At 41.2% G+C, this 22139-nt stretch carries 17 protein-coding genes; 4 read left to right on the forward strand and 13 right to left on the reverse strand.

Annotated features, from left to right (window positions below):
- Positions 1-4: 4 nt before the first annotated feature.
- From ACWJAF_RS05990 to ACWJAF_RS06015, 6 genes are all read right to left on the reverse strand, one after another.
- Complete coding sequence (locus ACWJAF_RS05990; protein WP_448862831.1) at positions 5-1255, reverse strand: AAA family ATPase; 1251 nt, start codon at positions 1253-1255, stop codon at positions 5-7.
- 297 nt (positions 1256-1552) lie between these two features.
- Positions 1553-2209, reverse strand: a complete 657-nt coding sequence (locus ACWJAF_RS05995) for a CatA-like O-acetyltransferase (protein WP_448862833.1) — start codon at positions 2207-2209, stop codon at positions 1553-1555.
- An 89-nt stretch (positions 2210-2298) separates the two neighbouring features.
- A complete protein-coding gene (asnB, locus tag ACWJAF_RS06000; protein WP_448862835.1) occupies positions 2299-3837 on the reverse strand; it encodes an asparagine synthase (glutamine-hydrolyzing) in 1539 nt (512 codons plus the stop codon).
- Positions 3838-4098: 261 nt separating this feature from the next.
- Positions 4099-5265 (reverse strand): phosphopentomutase, encoded by a 1167-nt coding sequence (locus ACWJAF_RS06005; RefSeq protein WP_448862837.1) that lies wholly within the window; start codon positions 5263-5265, stop codon positions 4099-4101.
- A gap of 515 nt (positions 5266-5780) precedes the next feature.
- A complete protein-coding gene (locus ACWJAF_RS06010; protein WP_448862838.1) occupies positions 5781-7172 on the reverse strand; it encodes an alanine/glycine:cation symporter family protein in 1392 nt (463 codons plus the stop codon).
- A gap of 131 nt (positions 7173-7303) precedes the next feature.
- A complete protein-coding gene (locus ACWJAF_RS06015) occupies positions 7304-8656 on the reverse strand; it encodes a dicarboxylate/amino acid:cation symporter (protein ID WP_448862840.1) in 1353 nt (450 codons plus the stop codon).
- 266 nt (positions 8657-8922) lie between these two features.
- On the opposite strand from ACWJAF_RS06015, the gene ACWJAF_RS06020 reads away from it, so the two are divergent.
- The gene (locus tag ACWJAF_RS06020; RefSeq protein WP_448862842.1) at positions 8923-10218 is read left to right on the forward strand and encodes an aminotransferase class V-fold PLP-dependent enzyme; all 1296 of its coding nucleotides are present in this window, start codon (positions 8923-8925) and stop codon (positions 10216-10218) included.
- Positions 10219-10369: 151 nt separating this feature from the next.
- On the opposite strand, the gene ACWJAF_RS06025 is transcribed toward ACWJAF_RS06020, so the two are convergent.
- The 4 genes from ACWJAF_RS06025 to ACWJAF_RS06040 all read right to left on the reverse strand — a co-directional run bounded on the left by ACWJAF_RS06025 (position 10370) and on the right by ACWJAF_RS06040 (position 13934).
- Complete coding sequence (locus ACWJAF_RS06025; protein ID WP_448862843.1) at positions 10370-11335, reverse strand: D-2-hydroxyacid dehydrogenase; 966 nt, start codon at positions 11333-11335, stop codon at positions 10370-10372.
- 92 nt (positions 11336-11427) lie between these two features.
- On the reverse strand, positions 11428-12372 hold the full coding sequence (locus ACWJAF_RS06030; protein WP_296093184.1) for a 5-oxoprolinase subunit C family protein: 945 nt from the start codon (positions 12370-12372) through the stop codon (positions 11428-11430).
- Positions 12373-12388: 16 nt separating this feature from the next.
- On the reverse strand, positions 12389-13126 hold the full coding sequence (gene pxpB / locus ACWJAF_RS06035; protein WP_448862845.1) for a 5-oxoprolinase subunit PxpB: 738 nt from the start codon (positions 13124-13126) through the stop codon (positions 12389-12391).
- 127 nt (positions 13127-13253) lie between these two features.
- Positions 13254-13934, reverse strand: coding sequence for an RraA family protein (locus ACWJAF_RS06040; protein WP_448862847.1), 681 nt, complete (start codon positions 13932-13934; stop codon positions 13254-13256).
- 154 nt (positions 13935-14088) lie between these two features.
- Here ACWJAF_RS06040 and ACWJAF_RS06045 point away from each other — a divergent pair, with 154 nt between their 5' ends.
- Complete coding sequence (locus ACWJAF_RS06045) at positions 14089-15009, forward strand: LysR family transcriptional regulator (RefSeq protein ID WP_448862849.1); 921 nt, start codon at positions 14089-14091, stop codon at positions 15007-15009.
- A 135-nt stretch (positions 15010-15144) separates the two neighbouring features.
- Here ACWJAF_RS06045 and ACWJAF_RS06050 read toward each other — a convergent pair whose 3' ends face one another.
- Together ACWJAF_RS06050 and ACWJAF_RS06055 are read right to left on the reverse strand one after the other, a co-directional pair.
- Positions 15145-16326, reverse strand: coding sequence for a pyridoxal phosphate-dependent aminotransferase (locus ACWJAF_RS06050; RefSeq protein ID WP_448862851.1), 1182 nt, complete (start codon positions 16324-16326; stop codon positions 15145-15147).
- 44 nt (positions 16327-16370) lie between these two features.
- Positions 16371-17126, reverse strand: a complete 756-nt coding sequence (locus ACWJAF_RS06055; RefSeq protein ID WP_296033381.1) for a LamB/YcsF family protein — start codon at positions 17124-17126, stop codon at positions 16371-16373.
- A gap of 220 nt (positions 17127-17346) precedes the next feature.
- On the opposite strand from ACWJAF_RS06055, the gene ACWJAF_RS06060 reads away from it, so the two are divergent.
- Complete coding sequence (locus ACWJAF_RS06060) at positions 17347-18489, forward strand: CdaR family transcriptional regulator (protein ID WP_448862853.1); 1143 nt, start codon at positions 17347-17349, stop codon at positions 18487-18489.
- A gap of 290 nt (positions 18490-18779) precedes the next feature.
- Positions 18780-19907, forward strand: coding sequence for a glycerate kinase family protein (locus tag ACWJAF_RS06065; protein ID WP_448862855.1), 1128 nt, complete (start codon positions 18780-18782; stop codon positions 19905-19907).
- A 27-nt stretch (positions 19908-19934) separates the two neighbouring features.
- On the opposite strand, the gene ACWJAF_RS06070 is transcribed toward ACWJAF_RS06065, so the two are convergent.
- Positions 19935-22139 carry a serine hydrolase domain-containing protein gene (locus ACWJAF_RS06070; RefSeq protein WP_448862857.1) on the reverse strand — a complete coding sequence of 735 codons (2205 nt, stop codon included), beginning with the start codon at positions 22137-22139 and terminating at the stop codon, positions 19935-19937.

Consider the following 22139-nt stretch of genomic DNA (forward strand, 5'->3'; position numbering starts at 1 on the left):
TTCCTTACTTCCCAATCCCCTCTTCCAATTCCTGAAAGAATTTTCTATTAAGCATCGGTATAGCACCATATTTTCCAGATACATATCCTTTTTTCAAATTTTCAGTTTTACGTACATTTTTAATCTCAACAAGAGAATACAAATCCGTTGCACGTTCTTCATTTAATTGTGTAAACCATACCTGATCTCTTCTGAACAAATCAGAATCTAATAAGCTTGTATCATGCGTTGAAAATATTAATTGTGCAAATTTATCCTTCCCATAATGCTGGAATAATTGTACAATCTGGAAAATCACAGATTCATGTAAGCTATTTTCCAGCTCATCACATATAAGTATCTTTCCCTGATTTAAAATGTCAATGATTGAACAAATCATCTGAAATAAACGTTTTACTCCCGCCGACTCCTCTGACATCAAATCAACCTCGAATTGATCATATACTACTTTTGCTTCTATTCTATTTCCTTCTTGACTTCCTATCAGTGTCTTTAGTGCATCTGGTATCTGCAGCTCTTGTGGCAAATCTGCTAATTTCACTTTTTCAAGTTTTACTTTTACATCTTTAATCCCTGTTCCCAATGCCTGTAAAATATCTACAAATGCTTTTTTGATCATATCATTTTTCTGCATCAGCTCAATGGAATATTCTGTCCAATTGTTAATTTCCGGATTGTACACAACTATATCCTTGTTAAAAAACAAAAATGCTTCTTCTACTTCTTTAACATTGCTATAATTAGCTGCACATGATAAGAATAATCTGTTATTTTTTAAGATACTGATACTTACATCAAATGCGTTTTTATATCTGTCTCCAGGTTTTAATTCCATTTCCTTCCGTTCAAAAATCTTCACCTGTCTTCCTTTTGGAAAATAGTACAGATATTCATCAGAGATTACATTTTTCTTTACCGAAAATCCATAGGCATATCTGATATCGTTTCTTACAAACTGAATATTGTACTCACTCGGAGTCTCCATGGTACTCAATTTATGACGCGCCTGAAAAACCTCCTGTCCAGGCTGATGATTAATACTGTTATTAACCAAATCACACATAAATGCCAGAGCATTGATAAAATTACTTTTTCCAGATCCGTTTGCTCCATATATAATTGCAGACCGTAAAACCCTAAAATTTCCGAATTCTTTCAAAAGTTCTTCAGATGTATTATCACTTCCTGCAATCATAGAAAAACTCACTTTCTCTTTGATGGATTTATGATTTGAACATTTAAATTCTAATAACATCTTTGACACCTCTCCTGTTTATCTATATTCATGTTACCCTTTTTTAATGTTTTGTCAATCTAATTTGCATTTTTTCTGCAAATCATAATCCAAAAACATTATTTTTATATCTTTTGTAATATGAATAGCAAAATTTATCCTTAACACTCATATCCTTTTATTATAAGTATGCAAATAATATTTTATTTCAATCACTTTTCATTTAAAGATATTGATAACACAAAATTTCATAACAGCTCTTAGTAAATAATGCTTTTTCGAATCCTGTACTGATAAATCCCTGTGTAAATACATTTCCTACCCAAGCTCTACCCCATCAAGCTCCACCTGCATCTCCCTGAAAAACTCCGAAGTATGCCACCCATCCATCGCCGCATGTGCGATAGACAGCGTCAATGGTAACGTCAGCCGTCCGTCATGCTCCGTATATTTTCCGAATGCTATGATTGGGAACAGCACTACCCGGTCGGATGCAGAGGACGTTGCATATCCCGTATAATCCATCCACGGTACACAGGAGATACAGTAGAAGTTCGCCGGCTGTCCTGCTTTTGCCTTTACACCTCTTACTTTCTTTGCTGCATCCATATCCTTTTCTATGTTGTCATAGAACGTCGCAAACTCCGGATTATATTCACTCCAGCAATCGGAAAATGTATGATCGTCTTTATGGAAAATGGTGTAGTTCGGATGCACCACATCCCACACGCCCGGATGCCCTTCTGCATCTGTCATCATTTTCATAAATTCCAGACGGTTCACAACATTCGATGCACACCAGATAAATGCGGCGTAAAAATGTACGCCAAGCCTGTCACATTCTGCTCTTAATCTTGTAACATCCAGACGTGCCGTCATGCTGTAATTGACTTTTAATATGTCCGTATAATAGTGGTAATGTTCCCGTCTTGGCCATGATTCCATGTCGATTTTTTTATATGGTGGTAGATTCATAATATCAGTCCTTTTTAATGTTTTCTTTTATTATAAATCTTTCTCTTCCCCTGACACAAGTTCTGATATCATGTTACCGTTCACACACTTTACCGCTTCACAAAATACTCCTCATACCACACAAGAAATGTATAGATCGTCCACACCTTCCGCCAGTTATCTGATTTTCCATTCACATATTCATCAAATATTGCCTGTATCCCCTCAAGATGAAAGAATTTTTCTGCGCCCGCACTCTGGAATTTTTCACGTATATCCGCATTGTATCTTTCATCTGCCATCCATATGCGTATCGGAACAATGAATCCTAATTTTCTACGGAATGCAACCTCCTCCGGCAGAACTTTTGCCGCCGCCGTGCGGAATGCGACTTTGTTCTGTCCATCATTTACCTTATAACGGGCCGGCATCCTTGATGCGATATCAAAGATCCTGCAATCGGTAAATGGCATACGTATCTCCACTCCCGCAGCCCGGCTCATCTTATCTACATTCAGATAAATATCCCCTTCCAGCCAGATCTGGATATCTACATCCGACATCTTCGTAAGCGGGTCCATTCCTTCTGCCTCTTTATAGATCCCGGCTACAAGATCAACCGGACGGATATCTGGATTGTAATGCTTCAGAATACGCTTCTTCTCATCTTCCTTCATGATATTCGTGTTTCCCACATAGAACGTATCCAGATTCTCACCGTATTTTTCCGCATTATGATACATGTTATAGCCGCCGAAAAATTCATCTACACCTTCTCCCGAATAGCAGATATCAATATGCTCTGCAACTTCCCTGCATGCAATGGCAAATGCGATCGCCGATGCATCTCCAAGCGGCTGCTCCATATGATACATGACCCACGGAACAATTCCAAAATACACCTCCGGCGTAATCCTGCAACGGTTATTTTCCCGTCCAAGAAGATCCGCCGTTTCTTTCGCAAGCGGTGACTCATCAAAGCGGGGCTCATCGTATCCGCAGGAAGCTGACTGCTCTACATCCGACAATGCAAGCACATACGAAGAATCCACCCCGCCGGATAAGAACGCTCCTGCCAGCTCTTCTTTTTCTTTTACTTCCGGCATCACTTCTTCGATAGTACTGTGAATCTCCTCTGCCCATTCTTCCAGCGATTTACTTTCATCCATCTGAAACTCCGGCTTCCAGTACCTTTCAATCGTAAGTTTCCCATCCTGCCAGATCAGATATCTTCCCGGCATCAGCTTTCTGACCCCTTTGAAAAATGTATTTTCACCGGCCACATAAGTAAGTGTCAGGTACAACTGTAACATTTCCCCATTCAGTTCTTTTACAAATCCCGGCTGTTCCATGATCTGTCTGATCATCGTTCCATATAATAACTGCCCGCCTTCTGTCATATAATAATAGAACGGCTTCGTTCCAAAATGATCCCTCAGACAGAACAACTTCTCCTCTTCTTCATCCCACAATGCAAATGCAAACATCCCCTGCATCTGGTTCGCCATATCATATCCCCAATTCTGATATGCGCGGATTAATATCTGTCTTTCTCTTTCCTCTCTTGAAAGTGAAGTATCAATATTCAATGCTTCACACAATGTCTTCCAGTTGCGGATATGACCTCTGTACTCTTTTACAATTATCATCTGTAACCTCTCTTCTTGCCAATTCACTTGTATATCCTGAACTCCAAACGACAAGAAGCCCGATCAATGACCGGACTTCCTGATAAGTTATATTTTATTCATATCTTTTTTTATAACTGGCGTGTATCTGTTCATACACTCATGATTTTGGAGCCCTTGTTATTGTTTTTCATACTTTACTATAAAAAATGCTCCTTGTTAACCATATTGTAATAAATACGTAGATAATTGTAATTTTTACGTGTTTTTGAGCTGAATATATCACTTTCTGATAGCATCAAAGAAGGACACACCGTCACCGCGGTAACTGCTTCCAAGTGCCTCGGCAATCGTTGCCGCCATGTCTGCAAATCCATGTCTGGTGTGCAGATTTACCCCCGCTTTTATCTCATTTCCATAGATCAGACACGGTACATACTCTCTGGTATGATCGGTTCCTGTGTATCCAGGATCACAGCCATGATCTGCCGTGATCATCAGCATATCTTCCTCTTTCATATGCTTAAGGAACTCACCCAGCTGTTCATCGAATCTCGTAAGTGCTCCTGCATATCCGTCAATATCTCTTCTATGCCCGTAGATCATATCACCGTCTACCAAATTCACATAACAAAGGCCGTGAAAATCTTCTTTCTGGATTTCCAGCGTCCTTTCCATGTTCTTTTCATTTCCTTCATTCGGATGCGTCTCTGTCACGCCCTGACCTTCGAAGATGTCATAGATTTTTCCAACTCCGATCACATCTTTTCCTTCTGTTTTTAATGCATCCAATACCGTCTGTCTTGGCGGTGCAAGTGAAAAATCATGACGTCTGATCGTGCGTTCATAATCCGGCCAGGTTCCGGTGAATGGTCTTGCGATCACTCTTCCAACTCCAAGATCACCCGTCAGCATCTCCCTTGCAATCTTGCAGTATTCATACAGCTGTTCCACTGGAACAACCTCTTCATGCGCTGCAATCTGGCATACGCTGTCTGCCGATGTATACACGATCAAGGCACCCGTCTTCTCATGCTCCTGCCCATAATCGTGGATAACCTGTGTTCCGGAATACGGCAGATTGCACAGAATCTTCCGCCCTGTCCTCTTAGAGAATTCCTCTATGAACTCTTTTGGAAATCCTTCCGGGAATTTCGGAAGTGGATCCGGTGTCACGATGCCCGCCATCTCCCAATGCCCGGTTGTTGTATCTTTTCCGCAGGACAATTCCTGCATTCTCGCAAAGCTTCCCTGTGGTGTTACAGAACTTCCCGCATAATCCATCCCGTCGATCTGATAGATACCGATTCTTTCCATATTCGGAATCTGAAGTTTTCCGCTCTCATAGCAGGTCTTCCAGGTATTGCTTCCAACATCTCCGAACGCTTCCGCATCCGGCGCTTCCCCGATGCCCGCACTGTCTAATACGATCCAGAAAATACGTTTCATAGTACCAGTCCTTTCGGTCTTTTTCTTTTATTATAAGTCTATATAAGAAAGCTGTGCAAGATACATGTATCCGTCATTTGTCATTTCCTTAGTGAAGACCTCTTCAATTGGTTACTCATTAATAAATAAATATATATTGTATTTTCTGTAATTAATTGCTATAATCATATCACGGGTGCTACCAAAACGGTAGGCGGTTAGTCCTTCAGCAGAGGGACTGTGACCCTCTGACTACATAAAACCCTGAAAGGGAATTTACTGTAAAGGAGGGCTAAGTCAATGAGTATTATGGATTTTTTAGCTATCGCTAGTTTCGGCTTATCATGCTTCAGCATCGGATACACAATTGGTAAGGATAATCATAAGACACAAAAATAGCCGCCCACAGTCTGGTAAAACTAAGCGACTATTTTTACTAACCTATTATCGGGCTAACCGTCTATCGGTAGCACTCTTTTTCTATAACTATACTAACATCATCTTATAAATATGTCAAAACTTTTTTATTTCAACCTTTACTCCACCACAGATCTACGCACATTCACCTTCGTACGCTCTTCCCGGTCGAAGAATTTCCTTGTTTCACTAATTACAACCTTTCTAAGTCCAAGTAATGCAATCAGGTTCGGAATGATCATCAATGCATTGGTAATATCTGCCATCAACCAGATCGGTTCCAGCGTCAGGAACGGAGCTGTTGCGATTGCTATGATATATACAATCTTGAAAATCTTAATGCTTCCTGTCTTTCCGGTCAGGTACAGAATACATCTTTCCCCATAATAGTTCCAACCAAGAATTGTGGTAAATGAGAAGAATATAATTCCAACCGCTACCAGATACATTCCGATATTGAATGGAAGTCCGGCATTATATGCCTTTGTAACCAATACGCTTCCACTTAAGTCCGTCTTATCAAGCAGTCCGCTTGAGATAACAACAAGTCCGGTCATGGAACATGTGATAATAGTTGTAAAGAATACGCTCGTCATAGAAATCAGTCCCTGTTTTACACACGAATCTGTCTTTGCTGCTGCCGCAACAATCGGAGAACTTCCAAGACCAGCTTCATTCGTATACACACCTCTTGCCACACCGGTTCTCATGGCAGTCATGAATGAGATTACTGCTGTTCCGGCTGCACCTCCAAGTGCTGACTGCTTTGAAAATGCACAGGAGAAAATTCTTGCAAATGCTCCCGGAATAGCTGCATGATTCACGATCAGGATAATCATAGAACCACCGATAAAGAAGATTGCCATAAATGGAACGACAAACTGTGCTACTTTTGAAATAGCCTGAATACCACCAAGTGTTACAACTGCTGTTAATATAGTAACGATAACTCCAATCACAATTACTGGAATATGGAACGAATCATGTACGGATTCAGTAATCGCATTGACCTGTGGAAATGTACCACATCCAAGAAGTGCTGTTACAACTCCAAAGAAGGCAAATATTTTTGCCAGCCATTTGAACTTTTCACCCATTCCATTCTGAATATAGTACATTGGTCCGCCGGCAATCTCACCTTTTTCATCTTTCACACGGAATTTTACAGCCAGGAGTGCTTCAGAATATTTTGTCGTCATTCCAAGAAGTGCGGACACCCACATCCAGAACATCGCTCCAGGTCCGCCGATTCTCAGTGCCGTTGCCACACCTACAATACTACCGGTTCCAATATCGGCCGCAAGCGTCGTACAAAGTGTTGCAAATGGAGATACATCTCCTGCACCTTCTTCTTTTTCAAAAATACTTCTCAATGCCCTTGGAAATTTACAGATCTGCAGACCTTTTAATTTAAATGTAAAATATAATCCTGTTCCCATTAAAAGTATCAATGTCGGTGGCCCCCATACAAATGTCTGAACGGTCTCCAGTATCTTCATAAATGTTTCCATGTTTTTCCTCCTAGTCGTTAAATTCCTGTCAATTAGTAATTATTTTTTAAGCAACGGACTTTTAATCCGTTGCTTATATTTTTTCAGGCTGCCGTATAATTCTGTTAGCGGTCCGCCCGGTCATTCACTCTTTAGCTATTATATTTTTCTTTATCCAGCTCTTTTTCTTTTGCATTTACAATTACGTTAACTGTAGCATCTCCGATAACGTTCAGTGGCAGAAGTGCCATCTCTACCGGACGGTTGATTGCTACAACTAATGCATAAGCGATCATACATGCATCCGATGTCCATCCAAGTCCTGAAAGGATTGTTACGATCAGTGTTGTGCCTGCGATTGGAATAGCAGGACATCCCATAGCTGCACAGATGGATAAGAATGCAATCGTTACAAGGTTTGCAGGTGTTACATCAATTCCTGCACTTGTTGCGATAAAAGTTGCTGCGAACATATGCATAACCGTTGTTCCATTCATGTTGATCGTCATACCTGTTGGTAATACGAAGCTTGTAATCTCTTCGCTACATCCAAGTTCATCGATACATGTTCTAGTATTCAGCGGCAGACATGCGGCAGATGAATTTGTTGAGAATCCAAATACACCAACTTTTGCGATTTTCTTGATGAACTGAATTGGATTCATCCTTGTTGTTACCCAGATACCGATTGGATAAAGTGTAACAACCAGTACAAATAATGTTAACATTGCTGCTACGATATAAGCTGCTGCCGGTGCAAGATATTCTGTTCCGTAGATAGCAAATGTTCTTGAGATCAGGCAGAAAATTGCAAGCGGGCCAACTTTATTAATTAAAAATGTAAGGTATAACTGAATAATCTCATTTAAAGTTTCCAGTACTTTTTTCAGTGGATCAGCTTTCTCCCCAAGTGCATTCATACACAGTCCCATGATAATCGCTACTACTACGACCGACAGGATACTGTTATTGCTGCTGAAAGCTGCACCGATATTGGATGGTACTGCATTTACGATGGTTGCAAGTGGATTGAATGCATCCAGTGTTGCAGCATCCGTGACTGCTTCACTTGGAAGTGTTACGTTAAAGAATCCTGCAGATTTTACTGCATATGCTACAATACCTGCAAGGAATGCTCCACATACATAAAACAGGAAGAATCCGATCAGTGTACGTCCTGCAATTCTTCCAAGCTTTGTAGAACTTGAAATACTGCACATCGCAAGGCTTAAGGATACTAATACAAGTGGTACAATCGCAAGCTGTAATCCTCTCATAAATAACTGGCCTATAATATAGAAAAGACCAACTGCCTTAACACCGTCTTCCGCTGTAATGTCCTGGAACAAAATCTTATTGATCATCGTCCATGTTCCTTCACTACCAGAAGAGATCAACTGTTCTCTTAATAAAAGAAAAGCAATTCCCACCAGCAAACCGCCGACAAGAGCGATCATCATTTTCTTTACAACCGACATCGGCTGTTTTTTCGTTGCGTTACTCATCTTTTTACTCCTTTTCCTTATTTCATTTCATTAGTTTTTACCAATTTTTAACATAAACCGCGCGTTTATTTATGAACTACCTACAATGTAACATGGACGAACAAGTAAGTAAAATTAATTATTTGTCTATAAAATATCAATCCTTTCTATATTTTAAATATAAAAATCATTAATATTATACAACGACATTATTCATTTCTATTTTTACCTTATCATTGTTATAATGAAATCAACAAAATGAATGAAGCCAATAAGGAGGAAAAATTATGGCTACTAAATATGGGGAATTATTTTCAGATGAATATCAAAAAAGCTTAAAAGCTCAATTTTGCTATGCCGATACCGATCCAGATTACGGAGACAGACTTTTCTTCGAGAACTCTGGCGGATCTCTCAGATTAAGAGCTGCTGTAGAAGCAAAAGCAAGCCTTGAAGAATATCCTGACTGTCCGGAGCGTGTCCGCGGAAAAGGGTATGACTTATCTTATTATGTAAGCGAAGGAACAAAGGAAATCCTGGAAGTTATCTTCGGAGCGAAAAGTGGTGCTCTTATCACAGAACTGTCCGCTTCCCAGACAATGTTCCACGCTGTCGGAACCATTATGGAAAATGTAAAATGGGGTAAAAATGCAGTTACTTCCGCACTGGAGCATCCATCTGCCCACGATGCAGTAGAATACTATTGTAAGCAGACAGGAAGAGAATTCCGTGAAGTTCCTGCTAACAAGACAACCGGAGGACTTGATCCTGATACAATCATGCAGTATGTAGATAAAGACACTGTACTGTTAAGTATCATGGCTGCTTCTAACATTTCCGGAAATATCATGGATATCAAGGAAATCGTAAGACGTGCCAAAGAGATCAATCCGGACATCTATATCGTAAGTGATGCTGTACAGCATGCACCACACGCAGTCATCGATGTAGAAGACTGGGGCGTAGATGTATCCAACTTCGCACCTTATAAATTCTTCGGTGTACGTGGATGTGGATATTGTTACGTATCAGACCGTGTCGCAAGCATGACACACAGAAAACTTACATGCAAAGCTCCTGATGTATGGGCGCTTGGAACTCCTACACCTGGTAACTTTGCAGCTATGATGGCTGTTATCGACTACGTATGCGATATCGCAAAACATTTCCTCGGAGACAAAGCCGAAGGCATGAGCAAGCGTGAACTCTATGTGGAAGGTATGAACAGAATCCATTTACAGGAAAGAGGACTTCTCTACCGTATGTTAGAGGGAACTGAAGAGGTTCCTGGACTTCGTCACATTCCTGGCGTAGAAGTATATGTAGATATGGAAGACCTTACATACAAAGATCTGATCATTGCTATGGGTATCAAAGGCATTGAATATGCAGATTGTGCACAGAAATATATGGAACACGGTGTTACCATTTTCGAACGAGTAAAGAGCAGTCCGTATTCTAAACGTATCGTTGAAACACTGGGACTTGACGGAGCACTCCGTGTATCACCTCTTCACTGCCACGGCAGAGATGATGTAGACAAGTTCTTAAAGATCACAAAAGATATTGCAGAAGGGAAATAAATACCCCCATCCCTCATCTTTTGAATAGCGGGAAGCCATCTGAATGGATGGCTTCTCTTTTTATACTCAGAATCTACCTGTTCTCTCTATGGTACTAAAAAACCCCTCACAGACTTATAAATCCGTGAGGGGTTCTCCCCTTATTAATCTCTTATTTGTTTACCTGGTTTACGGTATTACCTTCCAGAAATGATTTGATATTGTCTACTGTAATATCCATGATTCTCTGTCTGGATGCCTGTGCTGCCCATGAGATATGTGGTGTGATGATACAGTTCTTAGCTGTTAACAGTGGATTGTCACCTTTGATCGGCTCTGTAGATACTACGTCAAGTCCGGCTGCGTATACCTTGCCGCTGTTCAGCGCATCTGCAAGATCCTGTTCTACAACCAGCTGTCCACGGCTGTTGTTGATAAGGATTACACCGTCTTTCATCTTAGCGATATTTTCTTTGTTGATCATACCTTCTGTAGCTGGGAATAATGGGCAGTGAAGGAAGATTACGTCGGAACGTGCGAATAACTCATCCAATGATACATACTCTGCCAGTTTCTTTCCTGCTTCGCTTTCATGCGCATCATATGCGATAACTTCCATATCTAATGCATTAAGAAGCTTTGCTGTAGCCTGTCCGATTCTTCCAAGTCCGATGATCCCGGCTGTCTTACCGTACAGCTCGATCATTGGATAATCCCAGAAGCACCAGTCCGGGTTATTCTCCCATTTTCCGGCTTTTACACATTCATCGTGGTGTCCGTAGTGTGAACAGATCTCAAGAAGAAGACCAAGTGCATACTGTCCTACGATCTGTGTTCCATATGTAGGTACATTTACTACAGGAATTCCTTTTTCTTTTGCATATACATAATCAACAACATTGTATCCTGTTGCAAGAACAGCGATCAGTTTGATATTTCCGCATTTATCTATTGTTTCTTTTGAGATTGGAGTCTTGTTGATGACTACGATCTCTGCATCTCCGATGCGCTCTGCGATCAGTGGTGACTCTTCATAAGAAGTTCTGTCATATACTTCTACTTCTCCTAATTCTTTTAATGCATCCCAGCTTAAATCTCCAGGGTTCTCTGTGTAACCGTCTAATACTACAATTTTCATAATGACTCTCACCTTTCTCTTTTTATTAGCATTTTGTTTTATTGTTTTTTATTTCATTTCCATGTCTGATCTTAAAGATCTGCTCTTACAGCTTATGCGTTCAGCTTTTCATCCAGTGCTTTCATTGACTCCAGTTCTCTGATGTAGAGATCCTGGGCCAGATCCAGACTTACATTGACAAATCTTACCTTCTGTCCCGGCTGTGCCTGCGCGATCTTCGCAAGATCCACGGAAATTACTGTTCCTATCTTGGCATATCCTCCGGTGCTCTGTCTGTCCGCCAGCATGATGATCGGCTTTCCATTCGTTGGCACCTGGATAGAACCGACAGAGATACCATCTGTATTGATATTACCGTCTCCTATATGTTCGATCGGCTCCCTCTCAATACGGCAGCCCATACGGTCGAATTCATTTGTGATCACTCCACTGTTCCAGAAGAAGCTCTTTACTCCGGCTTCTGTAAATTCATCATCCTGTGGTCCAAGAATCACACGCAGAACGATCTCTTTCTTAGGATATATGCTTGCCGGTACTTTTCTTTCTTCCATCTTCGGAAGTGTCGTCTTTGCACTGACGAATCCAATCTCATCACCTTTTTCAAGCTTACGTCCCTGTACTCCTCCGAGATGATTACGAAGCAATGTAGACTTACTTCCCATCACAACCGGAATATCAAGACCACCTGCAAAAGCAATGTAACCACGGCATCCATTCCTTGCTCCTGCAAATGAAAGTGTCTGACCTTCTTTTACCAGCACTGCCCGGTACATCGGGAATTCACTGCCGTCTAACATCGGAGTCAGATCCCCGCCCGTTACTGCGATAATATTATCACTTGTAAACTTAAGCGTTGGTCCGATAAATGTCATCTCCAGTGCTCCTTCGCCCATATCATTTCCAACTAAGATATTGGCAATATGGAACGAATGATTATCCATTGCTCCTGAGGTAGACACTCCAAACGCCTGATATCCGAATCTTCCTTCATCCTGTACGGTTGTCAGGATTCCACCATTTTCAACTATTATTCCCATATCATGACCTCCGATTCTATGCGTTACCTTCAGGTGTATATGTCTTCACCTTGTATGTTCCTTTTTCCACATCCCTGCGGATCTTGTCATATTCTGACTTTGTTACCGGCACATGTTTTACCCAGTCTCCTGCATGTACCAGGAATGGATCCTCGTTATCAAAGTTACAGATATTAAGCGGCGTACTTCCGATGATGTTCCATCCACAAGGCTGTTCAAACGGAATAAAGTCCGAAAGATTCTGCTGGACAACGATTGATCTTGCAGGAATCTTTACTCTCGGAGATTCTCTTCTTTTGAATCCAAATGGCTCATCAAATCTTGCCATATATGGATGTCCCGGTGCAAATCCAAGCATATATACATAATACTCATGCTCGGAATGTTTCCTTATAATCTCTTCCACCGTTGTGTGCTCAAGTTCTGCACAGTATTCCAGATCCGGTCCTGTCTCGCCGCCATAATATACAGGTACTTCTTTTACAACTTTTTTCTTATTACTATCTCCGGCAGCATGCATATTACCAATTCTTTTTTCCAGTTCCGCCACAAGTTCCTTATACCGGATCACTTCCGGGCGGTAATGAACGATCAATGCGCAATAAGTCGGAACGTTCTCGATCACACCTTCGATCGGATCTTCTTTTAAGTTCTCATCCAGCATACGTACTTTTGCATTCGTCTCAAGACATATGGTCTTTCCAAACTCTACAGATACCGCACGGTCACCTGCTGTAAGAAATCTTACCTCCATTTTCATACCTCCATCTGTATGGAGAAAGGCCTGTCCTTGTTCTGACAGACCTTTTTCGCATATCATTTTTATCTTTCTACTTTAGATTCATTATAATATATCTATCTGCAGAATATACGGTTACTGACTAATCCACGAATTCAAATCCTACTTTTTTCAAAGAATCCTGTACCCATGGGCGTGGCCATTCACCACGATTTATAATTCCATCTAACTGCTTTTCTTCACCTTCGTGATAAGCTTTTGCAATCTTTGCAAGCTCTTCGGCATTTGCCGGGTCAATTGCGATCAGTCCATCTGAATCTCCTACAAGGATATCACCAGGATTGATAATAATTCCACCAAATGATACAGGGAAATTCATCTCTCCAGGACCGTTCTTATATGGTCCGTTCGGTGTGATTCCTTTTGCATATACAGGAAAATCCATCTGGCTGAGTGTATAGCTGTCACGTACACATCCATCAATGATGATGCCTGCCAGCCCTCTCTTCTTAGCATAGTTACTCATAATCTCACCGCAAAGTGCACGGCTCATACTTCCTTTATTTGCAAGTACAATAACGTCTCCAGGCTGTGCCATATCAAGTGCTGCATGGAACAGAAGGTTATCTCCTGCCGGTGCGTTTACTGTGAATGCCGTCCCAAGAAGACGGGCCTTTGGATTCAGTGGGAAAATACTTGCATCTACCGCTGCAATTCTTCCACAATTATCGTCAATATTAGCAACCGGGATTCCACGGAATGCCTCAACTAACTCCTTTGCCGGTCTTTCAAAGTTCCTTCTGATTCTACATCCTGCTGACATATTAAAACCTCTTTTCCTTTAATCTGATTTCATGATAGCACACAAGTTTATGATTGAAAAACGAATAATTTCTCTGTATAATATAGACAACTTTTATATTCGAAACCAATATGAAATGGCTAAAATGAATAACTTTTAAAACAGGAGGAATAGCATGAATCTCGCAGAAATCGAGACATTTTTAACGATCGTTAACACGAAGAGTATTACAAAAACCGCAGATCTTTTGTTTCTTTCCCAGCCTACGGTAAGCCATCGTCTGAACTCACTTGAAAACGAACTGGGGTTTTCCCTGGTCATCCGTAATAAAGGACACAAACAGGTAGAGCTCACCCCAAAGGGGATGGACTTTATTATCCTCGCCGAACGCTGGATGTCCCTTTGGAAAGAAACACTTGAATTGCAGCATAACCAGGAACAGCTGCTTCTTAATATCGGCTGTACCGACAGTCTGAATATTGCTGTATTTGTTCCTCTGTATGACAAGATTTTTGAAGAACATCCTCACCTGGATCTGAATATACAATCCCATCATTCTTCTGAATTATATGGCATGCTCAGTGAACATAATATCGATATCGGTTTTGTATATCATCAGCTTCATTATAAGAATATTATTTCTGAAAAATTATTCGAAGAAAAGCTTTATCTGGTACAATCAGAACATCCTTCCGTTGAAAAACCTCTGGTTCATACAGATGAGCTGGACTCAACCAAAGAACTGTTCTTAAGCTGGGATGATAACTTCCAGATCTGGCATGACCGCTGGCTTTCTTCCGTATCCAGACCGCGTATTTCCGCTGATACGATTACTTTACTTGACCGTCTCTGGAAAGATGCCGATACATGGATGATCGCACCTGAATCCGTCATCTGCGAACTCGCACGTTACCGTAAAGTATATGTAAGCGAACTTAAGAATCCCGCACCAAACCGTATCTGTTATAAGATCAAACACAAATATCCCAAAGTCACCAGCAAGCATGCGGTGGAATTCTTTGAGGATATACTGGAAGAATTTCTTCAGGCGGAAAAACCAGACATTCCGGTCGGTGAATTCTGGGGCGGAAAATAATAAATACCTGCATACTTTGATATCACAACGAGAAGGGGAGCATCTGACCTGCAGATACTCCCCTTCTCATTTAAGCAATGATACAAATATTAATTAGATAGCGTTATTTATAATCTGATTTTATATAATGAATTTTTATTTTTCTTTCAATTCTTTTACTGCTTCTTTGATTCTTGCAGCTGCTTCCTGAAGGTCTTCATAGCTACATGCATAAGAAATTCTAAGATAACCCTCACCTTCTGAACCAAATGCCGAACCTGGAACCAGTGCTACTTTCGCATGCTCCAGCAGATATTCTGCAACTTCCATAGAAGTCATTCCAAGACTCTTAATATTTACAAAGATATAGAATGCTCCCTGCGGATTATTACAGCTGATACCATCGATGTCATTCAGCGCTTTTACCATGAAGTCTTTTCTTCTCTGATACTCCTGTCTCATCTCTTCTACTTCATCTGCACATTCATTCAGAGCAACAATCGCTGCATCCTGTACAAATGACGAAGCACATGTGATGGTGTACTGATGTACTCTGACACATGCAGAGATAATTCCTTCCGGTGCACACATATATCCCAGACGCCACCCGGTCATAGAATACGCTTTTGAGAAGCCTCCCAGTGTAATGGTTCTCTCTTTCATTCCCGGGATAGACGCAATGCTGACATGTTCCGCACCATCATATACCAGCTGGCTGTAAATCTCATCCGATACAACCAGAAGGTCATTACGGATTGCGATTTCACTTAACTTTTCAAGTGTTTTTCTTGAGAAAATACCTCCCGTCGGATTGCTTGGATTGACTACTACGATCATCTTCGTTCTCTCAGTAATCTTAGATTCCAGCTCTTCAAACTCTATCTGATAATCATTTTCTTCTTTCAGGCTGTAAGTAACCGGTGTTGCTCCCAGTGAAGACGGCACATGAATATAGTTAAGCCATACCGGATTCGGAACCAGCACTTCATCTCCTTCTTCCAGAAATGCTGCCATGGATGCATAAGTCGCTTCTCCGACACCAACTGTTACAAGCACTTCCGATGCTTCATAATTCACATTATGATGTTCATTTTCCCATTTTGCGATTTCCTTACGAAGTGCAGGAGTTCCATAATTCGATGTGTAAAATACATGTCCCGCATTCAGGCTTTCGTATGCTGCATCTTTGATTTTTTTCGGGGTATCAAAGTCCGGACGTCCAATCTCCAGATGGATCACTTTTTCTCCTGCCTGCTGCATCTTTGTTGCCTTTTCCATAACTGCTCTGATTCCAGAGAATGGAAGGCATTCCATTCTTTTTGCTGTTTTGTATTCCATGATCTGTTCCTCCTGCCAGAAATGATTATCTGTATATTTTTTTATTATAAATGTCTGATCTCTATACCTTCTTCAGTGAATTTCTCACGGATCTTCTGAACGAATGCCAGTGCTTTCGGTCCGTCACCGTGAACACAGAGTGTATCACCTTTGATATCCAATTCTTTTCCATTGATAGATGTAACTTTTCCTTCTTTGATCATCTTAACACATCTCTGGATCGCTATGTCTTCATCTGTGATCATAGAGCCTTCCATCTTTCTTGGAACCAGTGAAAGGTCATCCATATATGCTCTGTCTGCAAAGATCTCTGATGCTGTACGAAGTCCCTTGCTCTCAGCGATATCTCCAAGAACTGCTCCCGCACAGTAATAAACGATCAGGTCTTTATCATATTCGCAGATTGCTTCTACGATTGCACTTGCAATATCTTCATCATACTGACATGCATTACCCATTGCCCCGTGAGGTGCCACATGCTGTAATTTCATGCCATAGCTCTTTGTAAATGCTGCAAGAGCTCCAATCTGGTATCTTACATAATTCTTGATCTCGTCATGAGAAAGAACCATCTTTCTACGTCCGAATCCCATCATATCCGGGTATCCAGGATGTGCACCTACCATAACGCCTCTTTCTTTTGCCATTCGCACAACCTTGTCCATGACCATTGGATCACCTGCATGCCATCCACAGGCAACATTCGCAGTGGTTACGTATTTGATGATTTCTTCATCTCCTCCGATCTTATATGCGCCAAAGCTTTCCCCCATATCACTGTTCAAATCAATACTATACATGAGTCTTTCTCCTTTCGGTTATTTCCGTTTCTTTTCTTCGTTGACTAAAGTATAGCACCGCAGGAATAAATAATAAAATAAATAATTTCACTTTAAAATATTAAGTTTTTTTATTATAGATTTCTTTTAAACCTGATGACTCCTTTGCTATAATAAATAGAAATTGTATGGTAACAGATTTATATAAATCTCTGAATTTTTAAGGAGGAAGCAGACAGACATGATTACACATATTGGAAAGCAGCTTGCCACACAAATCGTAGACACTGTCCACGACGTCTGCGGCCACGACATCAACTTCATCAATAAAAACGGAATAATATACGCCAGCACCAACACTTCCCGTATCGGCACTTTTCACGAGATTGGGAAAAAAGCAGCCGATACCGGAAGTGTCATTGAAGTAAAAGAAAGCGACCATTATGAGGGGACCAGTGCCGGAGTGAATATTCCTGTGACACATAACGGACTTTTCATTGCCGTCATCGGAATCAGCGGCTCACCGGATGAAGTCCGTAAGTTTGCCTATCTGGCTGAAAAGATCACGAAGCTTTTAATCCGCGAACAGGAAATCGGTAATGCTTCCCGTACATTATCCGAAAAACGTACCTATCTGGTCTCCTGGCTTTTATCACGGGAAGCCGCTTATGGAAAAACCGACCATACATCTTCTTTCACTACCGGATCTTCCAAAATGGATGACCTGAATTATATCCATGATCTGCTCCAGGAATTTCAGATCGACACAGCTAAAAAGCAACGCATTCTGATCTTACAGATGAAGTCAGACCATTCCACAGTCACGGTCTCTTCTATTGAGGAAAAGATACTCCGGATGTTTTCAGACAGCTCTGTCAAATTATATATGTTCCAGTATCCTACTGATTATGTTGCGATCATCGACCAGTCATTCGCATTAGAGCAGCTGGCGCATTTCTGCAAGGAACACAGTGCCTCTGTCTGTCTTGGTGTCGGTCGTCTTTGTGACCTTTTTCATCTGGCGCCGTCTTATGATACTGCCAGAATTGCACTGAATTCTCTGAAAAACAGCAGCTCTAACTATGCCTTTTTTGATGACCTCACACTGGAAATACTTTTAGGGTCGCTTCCGGAAACCGCAACAAACGAATACCTGCAAAAGACTATTTCTAAATTAAATGAAAATGACATCTCGCTCCTTCAGAGCTATTTTGAACACGATCAGTCTTTGTCCAAAACCAGTGAAGCCTTATTCCTTCATAAAAACACACTGCAGTATAAGCTTGACCGTATTCACCGGATCTGTGGACTGAATCCCCGCAGCTTTAAGGATGGGGCGGTTCTTTATCTTGCATTGCAGCTTAAGGCTTGTAAAAATATTTAAGAAATAACTTGTCATCCCGCCGGTAAATTTAAGTACCCGTATTATATAGTTTTGCTATATCTGATACTTTCCTGATACCGGTGGGATTTTATTATATTATTAGATGTATATCAGCAAGTTTATTTCATTACGCAAAACATAATATATGTATTTTTCAACTATTTATTTGTTTTTTGTAACATATTATTTTCATTTCGCATATGCTATACTCTTTACAACAAAACAACAAACGGAAAATCTTATACCCAGACAACAGATTTACAAATAGAAAATACAGGAGGTTTACTCACATGAAAGTTGTAGTAGCAATTGATTCATTAAAGGGAAGCTTAAGTTCTATGGAAGCCGGACTTGCAATCAAAGACGGTGTTCTTGCTGCAAAACCGGATGCAGAAGTTATCGTAAAACCACTTGCAGATGGTGGCGAAGGCACAACGGATGCATTAATCGAAGGTATGAACGGAGAACGTATTGATCTTACTGTTACAGGTCCGATGCATACACCTGTAGACGCTTATTATGGATATCTGAAAGATACGGACACTGCTGTTATGGAAATGGCATCTGCAGCAGGTATCACACTGGTTCCAGACGAAGAGAAGAATCCTCTTCTTGCAACCAGCTACGGAGTCGGCGAGATGATAAACGATGCTATCGAAAGAGGCTGCCGGAACTTCATCATTGGTATCGGCGGAAGTGTTACAAATGACGGTGGTATCGGTATGTTAAAGGCACTTGGAGTACGTTTTCTGGATATTAACGGCGAAGATGCAGGTGAAGGCGGACAGGCTTTAGCCAAAGTTGCAACAATTGACACTTCTGATATGAACCCACTTTTAAAAGAATGCCACATCCAGGTTGCCTGCGATGTCAATAACCCGCTCTGTGGTGAAAATGGTTCAACTTATGTCTATGGACCACAAAAAGGTGTTACAGAAGATATTAAGAAGCAGTTAGATGAAGATATGGCACATTTTGCCAAAATTACATCTAAAACTCTCGGAAATGATTATATCAATACACCAGGCGCCGGTGCTGCCGGAGGACTTGGCTATGCATTCCTCGCATACGTTGGTGCAACACTGACACCTGGGATTGAACTGATCTTAGATGCTGTCGGACTGGAAAAAGAACTCTCCGGTGCGGACGTTGTCGTAACCGGTGAAGGACGTCTGGACTTCCAGACTGCTATGGGAAAAGCTCCTGTCGGAGTTGCTAAGCTTGCAAAAAAATACAATACTAAAGTAGTCGCATTCGCCGGAAGCGTTACAAAAGAAGCAACCGCATGCAACAAAGAAGGTATCGATGCATTCTTCCCAATCTTAAGAGGTGTATCTACCCTTGCAGAAGCTATGGATCCTGTCAACGCACGAAGCAACATGGTTGCAACCGTCGAGCAGGTATTCCGCTTACTTTAATACTTATAAACAATAATCCGCATTCAGTTACACGATTAATTCCCCTTTTGCTATAGGCTCTATCGTCTGTTCAATCAGACGGTGGAGCAGCTGGATACCTCCATTCTCCCTGATACGTGTATAGATTGGAGACTTGGTAACCTCTGTCGTGATGGATTCCATGCCTTCCATGATCAGAGCCTTGCCCGGTGTTTCATACCACCTGACTTCAATCTTTCCAAACAGACCGTTCTTCTTATTTTTCGTATCCTCATTTCCTGCTTCCTCTGAAATATCTGTATTTCCCATATTTTCAACCGGATCCTCTGTATATTCACCTGTTTCCTCATATAATGTAATATACAACTTTCGTCTCATCGCCTCTTCCAGATAAGCAATCTCAACAATCAACACCGGATTATGATCGGCATCCGAAGAAAGTTTTCCTTTTACTGCAACCAGATAAGTCTCCTCGTGTATCGTCAGATGATTTTCTATATATTTATCCCATCCGGTCCGAAGCTCTTTCCACTCATCCCCTTCCTGAAAACAGAGTACAAAATCTCCCGTCTCCTCATCTATACGGAAAGCAATTTTTCCAATTCCATCCGTCATATTGTTGTGCATCACCTGCATAACGAGCGGAAATAATCCTACACTTGCCTGTTCCATCTGGTAACAGGTCCCGTCCAGTTCTTTCTGAATGTTATATAACATAATCTCTGATTCTGAATACGGATTCTGATGTTCCTTTCTCGTGATCCGGCGCATTGTCTGAACTGGTTTTCGTGCCTTCGTTTTATTTATAAAGGTCTGATTCCATCCACCTCTTCTAATGCCTGTACATCCTGATATAGCAAAAGCATTTTCAGACATTGCGTTTGTAAATCCTACACTTTCTCTTTCCCTTCTGCTATCCGTTTCCACATCCAGTGTCCTTATATTTAATCTCTCTCCTTTTCTTTTATTGTCTCTGCACTCTGCCATTGACAAGTTATTATTCCCGATTCTATGACATGCTTTTCCCGGTCTCACCGGCTGTCCGTCGTCTGCCATTTTCCAGATTAGATGTTGCAGTTTTCCATATTCTTCTGGATCTTCCGGGAGGCTCTCCTCCGGCATCCATCCCACCGGGAAGTTTTTCCGGATGATATCCAGCATTTTTCCACTCTGGAATAGCTCTTCATTTCCTGCATTCGTTACGATCACCATGTCTGCATCTGGATATACCATCACATTCTGACCAAGCATACCGTTATATTCAAAGCTTCCCGGACGTTCTTCCATCCATAGCTGATAGCCGTAACCGTATGTTCCTTCTATACTCTCTATCTGCTTCGTCACAGATGTCTCCACCCAGTTTTCCGGAATGATCTGGATACCGTTCCATTTTCCCTTATTCAGATAGAGCTGCCCCAGTTTTGCCATATCTTCTGCCGTCATAAACAGGCCCCAGCCGCCTTTTGTGATTCCTTTCGGGCATTTCTCCCAGAAATAATTCTGAATGCCAAGCGGTCCAAAGAGTCTTGGCTCTAAATATTCATCCATCGGCATTCCCGTCCGCTCTGTTACAATTGCAGAAAGTACATAAGAATTCAGACTGTTATATTGAAACTGTGTGCCTGGTTTTTCCGTTACGGATGCGTTCAGATAACTTTCCAGCCAGTCATTTCCTGATATGATTCCGGATTCATTAAATGTTACTCCGCTTGTCATATTCAATAAGTTTTCCACCGTGATCTCCGGACGGAACATCTTTGTCCACAGACTTCCTTTATCCGGAAATATCTGGTAAATGCTTTCCGACAATTTTAGCTTTTCTTCCTCCACCAGAAAGCCGATTGCCATGCCCGTGATGCTTTTACACATGGAGTGTGTGATATGCCAGATACCTTTTCTATATGGTGCGAAATCTACTTCACAGATTATATTTCCATGTCTGAGTATCATCAGATGGTGCATATCTGTATTTGGTGATTCTGCCAGTTCCTGTACCAGTTTTCTTAGATGTTCTGAATGGATTCCCTGGCTTTCCGGTGTTCTTCCCGGAAGATGATTTCCCGTTTTCTGAGCAGATTCCGTTATTTTATTCATAGTGGTAGTATTTCCGACATTTTCCAGATATTTTCCTGCTCTTATTACATCCGGGCATACGGTTTTTTGGGGTGTAAAATCCACCTTACTTATTCCTTCTGTTTTTCCAAGGATCATACCGGTTATCATTTCAATCACTGCAAGCTGTTCTTTTGCCAT

Source organism: Dorea sp., assembly GCF_977044405.1.

Excerpts from the sequence above, each read along its gene's own strand:
- ACWJAF_RS05990 (WP_448862831.1), bottom strand. The coding sequence starts at position 1,255 with ATGTTATTAGAATTTAAATGTTCAAATCATAAATCCATCAAAGAGAAA.
- ACWJAF_RS05995 (WP_448862833.1), bottom strand. The coding sequence starts at position 2,209 with ATGAATCTACCACCATATAAAAAAATCGACATGGAATCATGGCCAAGA.
- asnB (WP_448862835.1), bottom strand. The coding sequence starts at position 3,837 with ATGATAATTGTAAAAGAGTACAGAGGTCATATCCGCAACTGGAAGACA.
- ACWJAF_RS06005 (WP_448862837.1), bottom strand. The coding sequence starts at position 5,265 with ATGAAACGTATTTTCTGGATCGTATTAGACAGTGCGGGCATCGGGGAA.
- ACWJAF_RS06010 (WP_448862838.1), bottom strand. The coding sequence starts at position 7,172 with ATGGAAACATTTATGAAGATACTGGAGACCGTTCAGACATTTGTATGG.
- ACWJAF_RS06015 (WP_448862840.1), bottom strand. The coding sequence starts at position 8,656 with ATGAGTAACGCAACGAAAAAACAGCCGATGTCGGTTGTAAAGAAAATG.
- ACWJAF_RS06020 (WP_448862842.1), top strand. The coding sequence starts at position 8,923 with ATGGCTACTAAATATGGGGAATTATTTTCAGATGAATATCAAAAAAGC.
- ACWJAF_RS06025 (WP_448862843.1), bottom strand. The coding sequence starts at position 11,335 with ATGAAAATTGTAGTATTAGACGGTTACACAGAGAACCCTGGAGATTTA.
- ACWJAF_RS06030 (WP_296093184.1), bottom strand. The coding sequence starts at position 12,372 with ATGGGAATAATAGTTGAAAATGGTGGAATCCTGACAACCGTACAGGAT.
- pxpB (WP_448862845.1), bottom strand. The coding sequence starts at position 13,126 with ATGGAGGTAAGATTTCTTACAGCAGGTGACCGTGCGGTATCTGTAGAG.
- ACWJAF_RS06040 (WP_448862847.1), bottom strand. The coding sequence starts at position 13,934 with ATGTCAGCAGGATGTAGAATCAGAAGGAACTTTGAAAGACCGGCAAAG.
- ACWJAF_RS06045 (WP_448862849.1), top strand. The coding sequence starts at position 14,089 with ATGAATCTCGCAGAAATCGAGACATTTTTAACGATCGTTAACACGAAG.
- ACWJAF_RS06050 (WP_448862851.1), bottom strand. The coding sequence starts at position 16,326 with ATGGAATACAAAACAGCAAAAAGAATGGAATGCCTTCCATTCTCTGGA.
- ACWJAF_RS06055 (WP_296033381.1), bottom strand. The coding sequence starts at position 17,126 with ATGTATAGTATTGATTTGAACAGTGATATGGGGGAAAGCTTTGGCGCA.
- ACWJAF_RS06060 (WP_448862853.1), top strand. The coding sequence starts at position 17,347 with ATGATTACACATATTGGAAAGCAGCTTGCCACACAAATCGTAGACACT.
- ACWJAF_RS06065 (WP_448862855.1), top strand. The coding sequence starts at position 18,780 with ATGAAAGTTGTAGTAGCAATTGATTCATTAAAGGGAAGCTTAAGTTCT.
- ACWJAF_RS06070 (WP_448862857.1), bottom strand. The coding sequence starts at position 22,139 with ATGGCAAAAGAACAGCTTGCAGTGATTGAAATGATAACCGGTATGATC.